Origin of the sequence: Streptococcus sp. 1621 (genome assembly GCF_013276615.1) — a bacterium.
Taxonomy (GTDB): Bacteria; Bacillota; Bacilli; order Lactobacillales; family Streptococcaceae; genus Streptococcus.
In genome coordinates this window covers 15,752-30,859 of the sequence record NZ_VMLJ01000028.1, presented here as the reverse complement: position 1 = coordinate 30,859, position 15,108 = coordinate 15,752, and the positions used below count along the sequence as shown (strand labels likewise).

The 15,108-nt window shown below is 35.3% G+C and carries 11 protein-coding genes and 3 tRNA genes; 4 read left to right on the top strand and 10 right to left on the bottom strand.

Annotated elements, in window-relative coordinates; genetic code table 11:
* Positions 1 to 31: 31 nt before the first annotated feature.
* Both guaB and trpS read right to left on the bottom strand, forming a co-directional pair.
* Positions 32 to 1,510: an IMP dehydrogenase gene (gene guaB, locus HT697_RS06510; RefSeq protein WP_000073430.1), complete on the bottom strand. Its 1,479-nt coding sequence runs from the start codon at positions 1,508 to 1,510 to the stop codon at positions 32 to 34.
* Positions 1,511 to 1,661: 151 nt separating this feature from the next.
* Complete coding sequence (trpS, locus tag HT697_RS06505) at positions 1,662 to 2,687, bottom strand: tryptophan--tRNA ligase (RefSeq protein ID WP_000165479.1); 1,026 nt, start codon at positions 2,685 to 2,687, stop codon at positions 1,662 to 1,664.
* Between the two features lie 205 nt (positions 2,688 to 2,892).
* Here trpS and HT697_RS06500 point away from each other — a divergent pair, with 205 nt between their 5' ends.
* Both HT697_RS06500 and HT697_RS06495 read left to right on the top strand, forming a co-directional pair.
* Positions 2,893 to 4,515: an ATP-binding cassette domain-containing protein gene (locus HT697_RS06500; protein ID WP_173262594.1), complete on the top strand. Its 1,623-nt coding sequence runs from the start codon at positions 2,893 to 2,895 to the stop codon at positions 4,513 to 4,515.
* A gap of 61 nt (positions 4,516 to 4,576) precedes the next feature.
* Positions 4,577 to 7,120 carry a YfhO family protein gene (locus HT697_RS06495; RefSeq protein ID WP_173262592.1) on the top strand — a complete coding sequence of 848 codons (2,544 nt, stop codon included), beginning with the start codon at positions 4,577 to 4,579 and terminating at the stop codon, positions 7,118 to 7,120.
* A gap of 29 nt (positions 7,121 to 7,149) precedes the next feature.
* Here HT697_RS06495 and HT697_RS06490 read toward each other — a convergent pair whose 3' ends face one another.
* Positions 7,150 to 9,792, bottom strand: coding sequence for a YhgE/Pip domain-containing protein (locus HT697_RS06490; RefSeq protein WP_173262590.1), 2,643 nt, complete (start codon positions 9,790 to 9,792; stop codon positions 7,150 to 7,152).
* A 127-nt stretch (positions 9,793 to 9,919) separates the two neighbouring features.
* On the opposite strand from HT697_RS06490, the gene HT697_RS06485 reads away from it, so the two are divergent.
* Positions 9,920 to 10,462, top strand: coding sequence for a TetR-like C-terminal domain-containing protein (locus HT697_RS06485; protein ID WP_001158275.1), 543 nt, complete (start codon positions 9,920 to 9,922; stop codon positions 10,460 to 10,462).
* 40 nt (positions 10,463 to 10,502) lie between these two features.
* On the opposite strand, the gene HT697_RS06480 is transcribed toward HT697_RS06485, so the two are convergent.
* The 7 genes from HT697_RS06480 to rlmH all read right to left on the bottom strand — a co-directional run bounded on the left by HT697_RS06480 (position 10,503) and on the right by rlmH (position 13,687).
* Positions 10,503 to 10,576 (bottom strand) — tRNA-Asn (locus HT697_RS06480).
* Positions 10,577 to 10,581: 5 nt separating this feature from the next.
* Positions 10,582 to 10,653: transfer RNA gene (locus HT697_RS06475), tRNA-Glu, on the bottom strand.
* A 51-nt stretch (positions 10,654 to 10,704) separates the two neighbouring features.
* Positions 10,705 to 11,457: a competence system response regulator transcription factor ComE gene (comE, locus tag HT697_RS06470; protein WP_000866064.1), complete on the bottom strand. Its 753-nt coding sequence runs from the start codon at positions 11,455 to 11,457 to the stop codon at positions 10,705 to 10,707.
* On the bottom strand, positions 11,454 to 12,779 hold the full coding sequence (comD, locus tag HT697_RS06465; RefSeq protein ID WP_173218749.1) for a competence system sensor histidine kinase ComD: 1,326 nt from the start codon (positions 12,777 to 12,779) through the stop codon (positions 11,454 to 11,456). The genes comE and comD overlap by 4 nt, the downstream gene beginning before the upstream one ends.
* A 20-nt stretch (positions 12,780 to 12,799) precedes the next feature.
* Entirely contained in the window at positions 12,800 to 12,925 is a 126-nt protein-coding gene (gene comC, locus HT697_RS06460; protein WP_173218747.1) for a competence-stimulating peptide ComC, read from the bottom strand.
* A gap of 165 nt (positions 12,926 to 13,090) precedes the next feature.
* Positions 13,091 to 13,164 (bottom strand) — tRNA-Arg (locus HT697_RS06455).
* Between the two features lie 43 nt (positions 13,165 to 13,207).
* On the bottom strand, positions 13,208 to 13,687 hold the full coding sequence (rlmH, locus tag HT697_RS06450; RefSeq protein ID WP_000695935.1) for a 23S rRNA (pseudouridine(1915)-N(3))-methyltransferase RlmH: 480 nt from the start codon (positions 13,685 to 13,687) through the stop codon (positions 13,208 to 13,210).
* 182 nt (positions 13,688 to 13,869) lie between these two features.
* Between rlmH and HT697_RS06445 the strand changes: the two genes are divergently transcribed.
* Entirely contained in the window at positions 13,870 to 15,051 is a 1,182-nt protein-coding gene (locus tag HT697_RS06445; RefSeq protein WP_173218745.1) for a S1C family serine protease, read from the top strand.
* The last annotated feature ends 57 nt before the right edge of the window (positions 15,052 to 15,108 follow it).

Here is a 15,108-nt window from a genome sequence, read left to right as displayed (position 1 = left end):
TGTTTTTACTGGAGTTCTTTTCATTGTTTTTTTACATAGAATAATTTGGTGCCTCATTCGTAATTTGTACATCATGAGGATGGCTTTCTTTCAAACCAGCACCAGACATTTCAATAAATTGAGCATTATCGTGTAGTTCTTTAAGGTTAGCTGCACCACAGTAACCCATACCAGAGCGGATACCTCCAATCATTTGGAAGACAATATCAGCTGCCGCACCTTTATAAGCAACACGACCTTCAATTCCTTCTGGAACGAGTTTGTTTGCTTCATTGACAGAACCTTGGAAGTAACGATCGCTTGAACCTTTCTTCATAGCAGCAATTGATCCCATACCACGGTAAGTCTTAAACTTACGTCCTTGGAAGATTTCAGTTTCGCCTGGAGCTTCATCAGTTCCAGCAAACATTGATCCAAGCATAACTGCATTTCCACCTGCAGCAAGGGCTTTTACAATATCTCCAGAATACTTGATTCCACCGTCAGCAATTATCGTTTTACCATATTCACGCGCAACAGCTGCAGCATCATAGATAGCTGTTACTTGCGGAACACCAACACCAGCAATCACACGAGTAGTACAGATAGAACCTGGGCCAATACCAACCTTGACAACGTCTACACCTGCTTCATAAAGGGCACGTGCACCTTCAGCAGTAGCAATATTTCCAGCAATCAAAGTACGATCTGGGAAGTGAGCACGAATCTCAGCAATTTTACGCAAGACACCTGCAGAATGACCATGTGCAGTATCAATAACAATCGCATCCGCCCCTGCCTCAAAAAGCGCCTCTGCACGTTCAAAGGTATCTGAAGTAACACCTACTGCACCTGCAACTAGAAGACGACCAAACTCATCTTTCGCCGCATTTGGAAACTCAATAACTTTTTCAATATCTTTGATAGTAATCAAACCAGAAAGACGGCCTTCTTCATCGACCAACGGAAGCTTTTCAATACGGTGCTCTTGAAGAATACTCTCAGCTGTTGAAAGATCTGTACCTACAGGAGCAGTCACAAGATTTTCACTGGTCATATGATTTGAGATTGGTTGGTTATAGTCTGAAATAAAACGAAGATCTCGGTTTGTCAAAATACCAACCAATTTACGATTTTCAAGTGTTTCAACAACTGGAACACCACTGATGCGGTAACGACCCATAAGCTCATCTGCTTCAGCAATTGTATGTTCAGGCGTCAAGAAGAACGGATCAATAATAACTCCATTTTCAGAACGTTTTACCTTACGAACCTCGTCTGCTTGTTGAGCAATTGACATGTTTTTATGGATAACTCCGAGACCGCCTGCACGAGCAATAGCAATGGCCATTTGACTCTCTGTAACTGTGTCCATAGCAGCGGTAATAATTGGGATATTTAAAGTCAGATTATCTGCCAATTTAGTTGTTAAATCTGCATCGTTAGGCAACACATGACTTTCAGCTGGAATAAGCAATACATCATCAAAGGTAAAACCTTTTTTCAAAAATTTAGTGTCCCAATTAGACATTCGAAGTTTCCTCTTTTCTTTATTTTTGAGCTTGACTCTTTTTATATTGTATCTATCATACCATTCTATAAAAATTTGTCAAATGTTACAGGGGTAAATAAAAAACTATCTTTTCTTTGAGATAGAAATGATAGTTTCTTGTAAAATAAACTTAGTTAAAGTAATGAAGTCCCATTGCTCCTTTAACCTCAGATAGGGTTTGACCTGCAACTTCACGCGCTCTTTCACTACCTTTTTGAAGCATATTATAAACTTCTCCCATATCCTTAGCAAATTCGATACGGCGCTCACGAATAGGACCCAGTTCACGTTCTAATATTTCAAGTAGATAACGCTTGGTCTTCACATCACCAAGACCACCTCGTTGATAATGTTCTTTCATGTCAGCAATTTCTTGAGCATCTTCTGGGCGACCAAAAACATCTAGATAATGGAAAACCATATTTCCCTCAATCTTACCTGGATCTTCCACTCGAATATGATCTGGATCTGTATACATACTCATTACTTTTTTACGCAAAGTATCCGCATCATCAGCTAAATAAATACCATTATTGAGTGATTTAGACATTTTAGCATTTCCATCTAAACCAGGCAAACGCCCTGCTCTCTCATTTTCTGGATAAATACCTTCCGGCTCTACCAAGACATCACAGTTATATGCATTGTTAAAAGAACGAACAATTTCACGAGTCTGCTCAATCATTGGTTTCTGATCTGTCCCAACAGGAACATAATTAGCCTTAAAAGCAGTGATGTCAGCTGCTTGAGCGATTGGATAGACCAAGAATCCTGTCGGAATGCTTTCTCCAAATCCTTTCTGAGCAATTTCTGTCTTGACAGTTGGATTGCGCTCCAGACGTGCTAATGACACCAAATTCATATAATACATAGACAACTCAGCCAACTCTGGAATCTGGCTTTGAATAAAAATAGTTGACTTACTTGGATCCAATCCAACTGCAAGATAATCCAAAGCCACATTTCCAATAGACTCTACAATGGTTTGAGGATCTTTGGCATGATCTGTCAAGGCTTGTTGGTCAGCCAAGAACACAAACATATCATACTTATCCTCTTCCTGTAATGATACTCGATTTTTGAGACTTCCAACATAATGTCCAATATGCAATTTTCCTGTTGGACGGTCTCCTGTTAAAATAATGGGTTTAGTCATTTTGTTCTCCTTCGATATAGTCCCTTCAATTATAGCATTTTTTTAATGAAATAACCGTAATTTATCAAAATAAATCAGTCTTGCTATTTACAGATTTGTGTAAAGGATGCTGTAAATGTAATTTACACAAAATTGACAAATAAAAATTTGAATATTTCTGTATTTTCTAGTAGAATAAATATATTACGTATATAGGAGAAAAACATTGCTTACAGTATCTGATGTTTCACTACGTTTTAGTGATCGCAAACTTTTTGATGATGTCAATATCAAATTTACAGAAGGAAATACTTACGGATTAATTGGTGCTAATGGTGCCGGAAAATCTACCTTTTTAAAAATTTTAGCCGGAGATATCGAACCTACTACTGGTCACATCTCTCTTGGTCCAGATGAACGTCTCTCTGTTCTTCGTCAAAATCACTTTGACTATGAAGATGAACGTGCCATTGATGTTGTTATCATGGGAAATGAAAAACTTTATAGCATCATGAAAGAGAAAGATGCTATCTACATGAAGGAAGATTTCTCAGACGAGGACGGGGTTCGTGCTGCCGAACTCGAAGGAGAGTTTGCTGAGCTTGGAGGCTGGGAAGCAGAAAGCGAAGCCTCTCAACTCCTTCAAAACCTAAACATTCCAGAAGAATTACACTACCAAAACATGAGCGAATTGGCCAATGGTGAAAAGGTTAAAGTTCTCCTTGCCAAAGCACTTTTTGGTAAACCTGATGTTCTTCTCTTGGACGAGCCTACCAACGGTTTAGACATCCAATCAATTACATGGTTAGAAGACTTCTTGATTGACTTTGATAACACAGTTATCGTAGTATCCCACGACCGTCACTTCTTAAACAAAGTATGTACTCACATGGCCGACCTTGACTTTGGAAAAATCAAACTCTATGTCGGAAACTACGACTTCTGGAAGGAATCTTCTGAGCTTGCTGCTAAATTGCTAGCAGACCGTAATGCTAAGGCGGAAGAAAAAATTAAGCAACTCCAAGAATTCGTTGCTCGCTTCTCTGCTAACGCATCTAAATCTAAACAAGCAACTTCCCGTAAAAAGATGCTTGATAAGATTGTCTTAGAAGAAATCATTCCATCTAGCCGTAAATACCCATTTATCAACTTTAAAGCTGAACGTGAGATCGGTAATGATCTCTTGACAGTAGAAAATCTATCTGTCAAGATTGACGGTGAAACTATTCTTGACAACATTAGCTTCATCTTGCGTCCAGGTGATAAGACAGCGCTTATTGGACAAAATGACATCCAAACGACTGCACTAATTCGTGCAATCATGGGGGACATTGACTATGAAGGAACTGTCAAGTGGGGAGTAACTACTAGCCGTTCTTACTTGCCAAAAGATAACTCGGCAGATTTTGCAGGAGGAGAGTCAATCCTTGACTGGTTGCGTCAATTCGCAAGTAAAGAAGAAGATGACAATACTTTCCTACGTGGCTTCCTCGGCCGTATGCTCTTCTCTGGAGATGAAGTTAACAAACCTGTAAATGTCTTGTCAGGGGGAGAAAAAGTTCGTGTCATGCTTTCAAAACTCATGCTCTTGAAATCAAATGTCCTTGTCCTTGATGATCCAACCAATCACTTGGACTTGGAATCTATCTCAAGCTTGAACGATGGATTGAAAAACTTTAAAGAATCAATCATCTTTGCCAGCCATGACCACGAGTTTATTCAAACTCTAGCCAACCATATCATTGTCTTGTCTAAAAATGGCGTCATTGACCGTATCGATGAAACATATGATGAATTCCTAGAAAATGCAGAAGTACAAGCAAAAGTTAAAGAACTTTGGAAAGACTAAATAAAACTTCAAAACTCAGTTGGGTTAACCAGCTGAGTTTTCTAACATTTTATGAGGTAACATGAAATTATTTTTTAAAACATATTGGACCTATTTTGTTTCTTTCATCATTCCCATAATCATTATGATAGGAGTATATCTATCTCAAGGTATCTACTGGAATAGCGATACATCTCCACTATTAGGAGATGGGTTTCATCAATACGTTATTTTTGATATATCTCTAAGAAATATCCTACACGGAAATGGTAGTTTGTTTTACACCTTTACAAGTGGCCTCGGATTAAATTTCTATGCCCTATCTAGTTATTACTTGGGTAGTTTCTTTTCACCACTAGTTTACTTTTTTGATCTAACAAATATGCCAGATGCTGTCTATCTGACAACTCTCTTAAAATTTGGATTGATTGGACTGTCAACTTACTTTAGTTTAAATAAATTATTTCAATCGATTCCTAATCCTTTAAAACTAGCTTTATCTACTTCCTATGCTCTGATGAGCTTTACCGTTAGTCAATTAGAGATAAAAACCTGGCTAGATGTTTTTATCTTGATTCCTTTAATTATCACTGGTTTACATCTACTGATAACTGAAAAGAATTTCCTATTGTACTTTACAAGTCTGTCAATCTTATTTATTCAAAATTATTATTTTGGATATATGACAGTATTGTTTCTTATTTTCTGGTATCTCTGTCAAATTTCGTGGGACTTTAAAACCCGAAAATCATCGGTTCTTGATTTCATAGTTATCTCCTTTTTAGCTGGTATGGCTAGTTTGATTATGACTCTTCCCACTCTGTTTGATTTACAGACACATGGGGAAAAATTAACTGAAGTTACAAAGTTTCAAACTGAAAGTAGCTGGTATCTTGATCTCTTTGCTAAGCAATTCATCGGTTCCTTTGATACAACAAAGTATGGGGCTATTCCAATGATTTTTGTCGGACTACTTCCCTTTATTTTGACTATTTTATTTTTTACACTGAAAACTATTAAGTTTCACGTGAAACTTACCTATGCAATCTTCTTTGCATTTCTAATTATCAGCTTTTATATAGAAGCTCTTGATTTATTTTGGCAAGGCATGCATACTCCAAATATGTTTTTACATCGCTATGCTTGGATTTTCTCTACCTTGTTAATTTACACAGCAGCAGAAGTCTTAAATCGTCTGAAAGAACTTAAAGTCTGGAATTTTTTAGTTTCGCTTTTTCTTGTAGTATCAGGATTTTTAGCTACCATCTATCTAAAATCACATTATTCTTTTTTAACAGATTTGAATATTCTACTGACTCTTGAATTTTTGGGTGTCTATTCTCTTTTACTCCTTGCAATTATCAAAAAGTTTATCTCTGTAAATCTATTTGCCATTCTAATCTCTTTATTTATAATGGTTGAAATAAGTTTAAATGCTTCATCTCAAATAGACGGAATTGCTAAAGAATGGGGATTTGCTTCTCGAAGTGCATATAGTAGAGATATCCCAGCTATGGAATCTTTCTCAACATATATTGGGAATCAATTTACCCGTACTGAAAAACTAGAAACTCAGACAGGAAATGACAGTATGAAATTCAACTACAATGGAATCTCTCAATTTTCATCTGTTCGAAATCGTTCAGCAAGCTCTACTTTGGATAAAGTTGGATTTAAATCCTCTGGAACCAATCTCAATCTCCGTTATGCCAATAATAGTATTTTGGCTGATAGTTTATTTGGCATCCAGTACAATATCTCAGACAGTCCTATTGATAAGTATGGTTTTAAAGATATCTATCAAAAAGATAATCTTACCCTATATGAAAATCAATTCTCTCTTCCGATTGCATTTGCTAGTCAATCTGTTTACAATGATGTCAAGTTCAATGAACACACTTTGGATAATCAAGCCTCGTTTTTAAATCAACTTGCTAACGTCGATTTTGATTATTTTTCTCCAATCCCCTATGAAAAAACAGAGAATACTGATGATTTGATTAGTGTTACAAGCTCTTCAAATGAGGATGCATCAATCCAGTATCAAATTGAAGTGCCAGAAAACAGCCAAGTTTATCTTTCTTTCACAAACCTTCACTTTTCTAATGACAAACAAAAGAAGGTTGACATCCTTGTAAATAGAGAAAAGAAAACTTTTACAACTGATAATGTCTTCTCCTTCTTTAATCTAGGTTATACAAAAGAGACAAAAACTTTCAATATTCATGTTAGTTTCCCTGGAAATTCACAAGTATCATTTGAATCTCCTACCTTCTACCGTTTAGATACCCAAACTTTAACTGAGGCAATTCAAAAAATTAAAGAACAACCTGTCACAGTATCAACTTCTAAAAACAAGGTCTTTGCTACATATGATGTCCAACAAGATACGTCCATTTTCTTCACCATTCCTTATGACAAAGGTTGGTCTGCCTACCAAGATGATAAGAAAACAGAAATTAAACAAGCTCAAACTGGATTTATGAAAGTTGATGTTTCCAAGGGGAAAGGAACTATTACACTTTCCTTCATTCCCAATGGGTTTATTACTGGAGCAATCTGTTCCTTTACTTCTCTCTTACTATTTGGAATCTATAATTACAGACGAAAGTTATCTAAGATATAAAAAATCGACCAGTTAATCGGTCGATTTTTTTAATCTTCTTCCATTTTCTTAGGTTGATAGGCCAGCATACCTAAACAAATAAATAGTACTAATATAACGGCAAGGAAAATAACTTGATGATGAATATTTCCTGTCATAGAGATTGTTTGTCGTAATCCCGAAACTGAATAACTCATTGGTAACCAAGGACTAATAGCTCTAAAGAAATCATTTGTCAAAGCAAGTGGGTAAGTACCTGCACTTGATGCTAACTGTAATAAAAGCAAAATAAGAGAAAAGAAAGCTCCTATACGGCTATTCCATGTTGTTAAAGCGGTCACCATGGACATGAATACTAAACTTGTTAGGATAATGAGAATAAATGTTCTCATCTCATGATTTGCAGTTAGACCAATAAGATGAACTCCTCCATATACCAAAATTCCTGCCAAAACAGCTATAATACTATTTATTTCAGCTCGAGATTTCAACCAAGCCCAACGGCTCTCCGGATGACATCCTGAAGGCAACTTCGTAAAGATCATATTCGTTGATATTGCTGCAACAAAGAGAGCAACTGATATCATATAAGGAGCTATTGCAATTCCATTTACAGGAACTTGATCATTGTCAGTTTTGGAGAGACTGAGAGGATTTGACAAAATCTCTGCATTTTTAGATTCTGTTGATGCTGATTTGAGTTGATCACTAGCATTACTTAGTCCTTGTCCTAAAGAAGCAACTCCTGTCTGTAAACCTTCCAATCCAGAAGTTAACTTTGTTCCACCTTCTGCTAGTTTCCCAGCTCCATCTGCCAATTTATTAGCTCCACTTTCTAATTGAGAAGCACCTGAAATTAACTGACTGGATTTGTCAGATAGTTGGCTAGAGCCTGACTGCAATTTATCAACTCCTGCTATCAATTCTTGACTCTTTTGATTCAATTGGTTAGAGCCAGTTGATAATTTTTCAATACTAGACACTAATTCTGGAGTTTTTTCAACTAATTGACCAACTCCTGCTGTCAAGCTAGAAGATTTTTGTGTCAAGGTGTTTGAGCCTGAAACTAGTTGACCCAAACTACCTGTCAAGGTGGCATTTTTTTTACTTAGTTGACTTGCGCCTTGAGAAACTTTATCAACACCTGCAGTATATGCATTTACACCCGATGTAATCGACTGACTGGCAGGAACTAATTTGCTAGCAACAGCTCCTTGTATCTCTGTTAATCCACTTGACAATCCTGTCAAAGAAGTAGAAGCAAGCGGTAATACTTGATTAGCTTGATTTTTTAAAGTCGAAAGATTAGAAGATTGATTTTGTAAGTTTTCTAAACTTCCTTGTAAACCTTGAACTAAAGCTACAATTGACTGTGCTGATTGAATACTATCAGTCGAATTTTGAGATACAGAAGCACTTATCTCAGCTTGTTGCTCACTTGTCAAAGATTGATAAGCTGCTGTCGATTGAATATTAGCTAATGTAGTCGCTTTATCAGACTGAGCACTTGCTAACATTTGATTAGAAAGAGATACTATACTTGATAAAACAGAATCTAATTGTTTTGTATCTCCAACATCAATATTTTGAATAGCTTGATTTAACTGATTTAGACCAGAAGATAATTGATTAATTTGATCTTTTTTCCCAGACGAAGCATCTAACTTGCTAGAAAGTTGTTGAATCCCTTCACTTAATTGCTCCATACCCATTCGAAGTGTAGCTGATTGATTAGATAACTGACTAGCACCTGTTGCAAGATTTCCCACTCCGTTTGTATAGGCACTAACACCAGATGAAAATTGATTAAGACCAGCATTAAGCTGAGAAACACCGCCAGTATAGGATTCTACACCAGTATATAACTGATTGATTCCTCTTACTAATTCAGGACTTTTAGAAGATAATTGACCTAATCCGCTATCTAATTGACTCACTGCACCAGTATATGTAACTAAACCACTATTAAAATCCCCTAAGCCAAGATGAAGTTGTTCGACACCAGAAACATAAGCAGATAATCCTTTAGTAAACTGCTCCGTTCCATTTGAAAAGGTTAAACTTGAAGCTGCTAAAGAGTGTAGGTTAGTAGTTAATGTTTGACTTCCTGTAACTAACTGATTCGCTCCATCAGTTAATTTTTCACTACCTGAAGCTGCTTGACTCATGCCATCCTTTAAATCGATCATTTTGTTAAATAAAGCTTTGGTATAGGTCTCGGTTACATTGGTAGAGACATTCTGCTTTAATTGTGTCATTGCAGAATCACTCATCTTGCTGGCAATAAAACTATGACCACTTGAAGTCTGATAATCGATTTGCATTTGTTCTGGATGATCCGTTAAAATAGAAGCTGCTTTTTCAGATAAATCACTGGGTAAAGTCACTACCATATAGTAATCGCCATCTTCCAATCCCTTCTTTCCTTCATCTTCATCCACGAAATGAAAATCCAAGGTTTTATTTTCTTTTAAATTGGACACCATGTCTTTTCCTATTGCTATATTACTACCATTATAGGAAGCCTCTTTATCATTATTGACAACTGCTACAGGTAAGTCAGACAATTGCCCATATGGATCCCACATTGATGACAAAAATATGATATTGTACAGAGCTGGAATAAGAGAAATCCCTATCATGACAATAATAAAGGTTGGTTTTTTAAAAATTGCTTTCCATTCTTTAAACATAGTTTCTCCTTTTTTAAACATATTGTCTAAAATTTTGATATAATAGATTATACATTAAAAAATCTAAATTACAAGATAAAAAATCCATTTTTAGACATATAGTCTAATTTGTTTACAAGGAGGAAATATGCAAGAAAGTAACAAACGCTTAAAAACAAAGCGAACTATTGAAAATGCTATGGTACAATTACTGATGGAACAGCCATTTGATCAAATTTCTACTGTCAAATTAGCAGAAAAAGCCGGAATTAGTCGTTCCAGCTTCTATACGCACTATAAGGATAAGTATGATATGATTGAGCACTATCAAAGCAAGCTATTTCATACATTTGAATATATTTTTCAAAAACATGCTCATCACAAAAGAGATGCTATTTTAGAAGTATTTGAATATCTAGAGTCAGAACCACTTCTGGCTGCCCTTCTTTCTGAAAATGGAACTAAAGAAATCCAAAATTTCTTACGAAATAAACTTCATATCATGCTCAGTACAGATTTACAAAAGCGATTTATGCAACTGAATCTCAATACAACTGAATTAGAATACAGTAGCATCTATCTAACTCATGCACTTTTTGGTGTCTGTCAAACTTGGATTGCACATGGAAAAAAAGAAAGTCCTCAAGAAATAACAGATTTCCTTATGAAGATGCTTGGTGATACAAATTGATACAAAAAGAGGAACACAGTTGTGTTCCCTTTTATCTATACTCCGCCAGTAGGACTCGAACCTACGACATCATGATTAACAGTCATGCGCTACTACCAACTGAGCTATGGCGGATAAAATAGTCCGTACGGGATTCGAACCCGTGTTACCGCCGTGAAAAGGCGGTGTCTTAACCCCTTGACCAACGGACCTTCTATCTGTAGCAGATATAACCATTATATCAATTTCTTACTAATTGTCAATCACTTTTTAGATTTTTTCTCTAAAATATCTTTTAATTTTCTAATTTTTAATCTTGAAATAGGACAACGATGGTCTTCATAGAAAACAATTTCTAAGTTTTTTCGATCAATTTCTCTAATATTGCCTATATTTACCAAAAATGATTTATGAGGAGAATAAAATCGCTGAGTATGTTTGTCCTTTTCCTGAATATCTGTCATGGTACCGTAAAACTCTTTGGCAAAATTCTTACCAATAATGCGCAATTTATGAGAGACTCCTGTCGTTTCAATATACAAAATATCATGGTAAGGAATTTTTAAATCATTTCCCTTGTAATTGTAGTCAAAATAATCTACAACATCTTCATTTTCAAGTAACATACTCTTCGTGTAAAAAATATTTTGCTCAATTCTCTTCTTGAACATCTCATCATTGATATCCTTATCAACAAAATCTAAGGCTGATACCTGGTATTTATAGGTTAGAGTCGCAAACTCTGATCGACTGGTAATAAAGACGATAATAGCGTAAGGATTGTAATGACGAATGAGCTGAGCCACTTCAAATCCCTTTTTCTCAATTCCATGAATATCGATATCTAGGAAATAAAGCTGATTTACTTCATCATTTTCAATGTATTCTTCAAATTCACGGACTTTTCCCGTTGTCTTGTATGATATTGGAATATTCGATTCTTTCGAAATTTCATCCAATATTCTCTCTAGTCTCACTTGATGTTCAATAACATCCTCTAAAATTAAAACTTTCATTCAAATTCCCTCTTAAATCTAATGATTTGTCTAAATGTACTGCCTTCCATCTCTGTTTCTAAAATAATATTGTTGTACTTATCTAGTAGTTCTTTCACATTATTTAATCCTACCCCGCGATTTCTTCCCTTAGTGGAGAATCCTAAAGCAAATAGATCTCCTGAAGGAGTCATCGTCATTTTACATGAATTCTGAATCACAATAACTGTTTCAGTTTCCATCTTAATAACTGCTACTTCCATCTGCTTTTTATAGCTATCAGCCGATCCTTCGACAGCATTGTTCAATAAAACGCTCATGATACGAACCAAATCCAATAGTTCAATTGGGAGCTTGGTAATCGTATCTTTTACTTCCAGTGTAAACTCTACACCATTATTTCGAGCATAGACAATAGACTGAGCAACCAAACTTCGTAAAGCTGAATCTTCTATGTTGTTCAAATCAAAGTAAGTGTACTTATCTGAACGCAATTTATGATTTGCTTTGACCAAAACTTCATTGTAAACTCTGTCAATTTCCTGTAAATCACCACTGTCAATTGCCATCTGCATACTGACAAGCATCCCAGCATAGTCATGTCGAAAACCACGAATTTCATTATACAGACCGACAATTTCATCTGTATAATTCTGTAAATGTTTCTGTTCAAATTTCTTCTGCTTCAACGCAATCTCTTTCTCCATTTGTTCTTTATGCGAATTCATTGCAAAGAAGGTCAAAAGGAGAGAAATAAAGACAATAGATGACAAGATACTTCCAAAACTATTCAAATGTTTAATCGTACTTACTATATCTGAAACGAAAGATAAAAGATGTAACAATAGTAAAGCAAAAAATACTTTTTTCAAGAAAGGATAAAGGTAGTCCTTGTCAAAATAGGTTAGTTCTAAGTGGAAATAATGAATGATTTTTAATATAACAACATAAGTCAACACCGTTACAACGAAAAAGAATGGGAAATGATATTGTGAAACAAAATTGTCTCCTGTTATAGAGGAGAAAGTTACGGACAGAAAGTTATGAGTGCTCTCATATAAAAGAGATAGTAGTAAACTTAGGAATAGTCCTCTATTCCTCTCATACTGTTTCATCCATCGAAAATAGGAATATAAGCCCAAAGGAAATAAAAATCTTTCAATCCCTATTTTATCTAAATATGGAAGATAAAAGGAAAGTTCAAGTACTGCTTCTACTAGTAATGTATAGATACCAAAAACATATAGTTCTTTTCTATTTATTTGACCTTTACAAATTAAACGGTAACTGTGACTAATAATTAAAAAATGAACAATAACTGTCCCAAATCCAAGTAAATCCATTACTCTTTCTCCTTATTTCATTACTTTTTTCGTTGGAAAAGAAAATCAAGGATGATTCTTGAAACCCTACTTTCCCCACCTCGAATCTCCTGCAAGTCTTTTTCCTTCAAGGCTACAAACTGTTCCAATTTAACTGTGTTTTTCATAATAAAATCTCCTAAAATGTTTTTTTCTTGTAAGCTAACTTACAAAAACCATTATACAAAATGGAATTTCATTTTAGATAAAATTCTCTCAACTGTCATTTTTTTCTCCCCAAGTGTACTTTTTTAAGAAAAAAGCCGGGAAAATTCCCAGCTTTGCTACTATATTGATCCCAGCAGGATTCGAACCTGCGACCGTTCGCTTAGAAGGCGAATGCTCTATCCAGCTGAGCTATGAGACCTAACACAATTATTCTACCAAAAAATCAATTAAAAGTCAATTTTCTATTTATGATAGGGTGATCCCTGCTGAATTGTAAAAGCCCGATAGATTTGTTCAACAAGGACTAGTCTCATTAGCTGATGGGGCAAGGTTAAACGACCAAAACTAACAGAGAGATTGGCTCTCTTTTTTACATCCTGTGCTAATCCCAGACTCCCTCCAATAATAAAGGTAAGAGTAGAAAATCCTTTTATAGAAGCTTCTTCTAACTGCTTACTAAATTCTTCTGAAGAAAGTGTTTTCCCCTCAATGGCTAACACAATAACAAAATCACGGTCACCAACTTTTGATAAAATCCTCTGACCTTCTATTTCTAAAATCTTTTGATTTTCTGACTCACTGGCCTTATCTGGTGTTTTTTCATCTGCTAGCTCAATCATTTCAAGCTTAGCAAATCGAGAAATTCGTTTTGAATACTCTGCAATACCATCTTTTAAATACTTTTCTTTCAGTTTCCCAACTGTTACAACTTTAATTTTCATGACTCTATTCTAACATATTCTCTATTTTTTCACATCTTATTCACAAAATAAAAAATAGATTTCAATTGAGAAAATCACAGTTTTAAAAGAGTTATCCACAGTTTGTGTAAAACTTTTATGTTTAAGTTATAATTAAGCTAGTCAGTTTATACTTTCAGTAATTCAAAAATATGGAGGCAAATATGAAACATTTAAAAACATTTTACAAAAAAGGGTTTCAATTATTAGTCGTTATCGTCATTAGCTTTTTTAGTGGAGCCTTGGGTAGTTTTTCAATAGCTCAACTAACTCAAGAAAGTAGTGTAAGAAACTCTAACAACAATAGTACTATTACACAGACTGCCTATAAAAACGAAAATTCAACAACACAGGCTGTTAATAAAGTAAAAGATGCTGTTGTTTCTGTTATTACTTATTCAGCAAATAGACAAAATAGCGTATTTGGTAATGATGAGACTGATACAGATTCTCAGCAAATCTCTAGTGAAGGATCTGGGGTTATTTATAAAAAGAATGATAAAGAAGCTTACATCGTCACCAATAATCACGTTATAAATGGTGCCAGCAAAGTAGATATTCGTTTGTCAGATGGAACTAAAGTACCTGGAGAAATTGTCGGAGCTGACACTTTCTCTGATATTGCTGTCGTCAAAATCTCTTCAGAAAAAGTTACAACAGTAGCTGAGTTTGGTGATTCTAGCAAGTTAACCGTAGGAGAAACTGCTATTGCCATTGGTAGCCCGTTAGGTTCTGAATATGCAAATACTGTCACTCAAGGTATCGTATCTAGTCTCAATAGAAATGTATCCTTAAAATCTGAAGATGGACAAGCCATTTCTACAAAAGCCATCCAAACTGATACTGCTATTAACCCAGGTAACTCTGGCGGTCCACTGATCAATATTCAAGGACAGGTTATCGGAATTACCTCAAGTAAAATTGCCACAAATGGAGGAACATCTGTAGAAGGCCTTGGTTTCGCAATCCCTGCAAATGATGCTATCAATATTATTGAACAGTTAGAAAAGAACGGAAAAGTGACACGCCCAGCTTTGGGAATCCAGATGGTTAATTTATCTAATATAAGTACAAGTGACATCAGAAGACTCAATATTCCAAGTAATGTTACATCTGGCGTAGTTGTTCGTTCTGTACAAAGTAATATGCCTGCCAATGGTCACCTTGAAAAATACGATGTTATTACAAAAGTAGATGACAAAGAGATTGCTTCATCAACAGACTTACAAAGTGCTCTTTACAATCATTCTATCGGAGACACCATTAAGATCACTTACTATCGTAACGGTAAAGAAGAAACTACATCCATCAAGCTTGACAAGAGTTCAGGTGATTTAGAATCTTAATTGACATCTATGTAAAGAAAGCTTTACATAAGAGAAAAGATGTGTTAGTGTAGAATC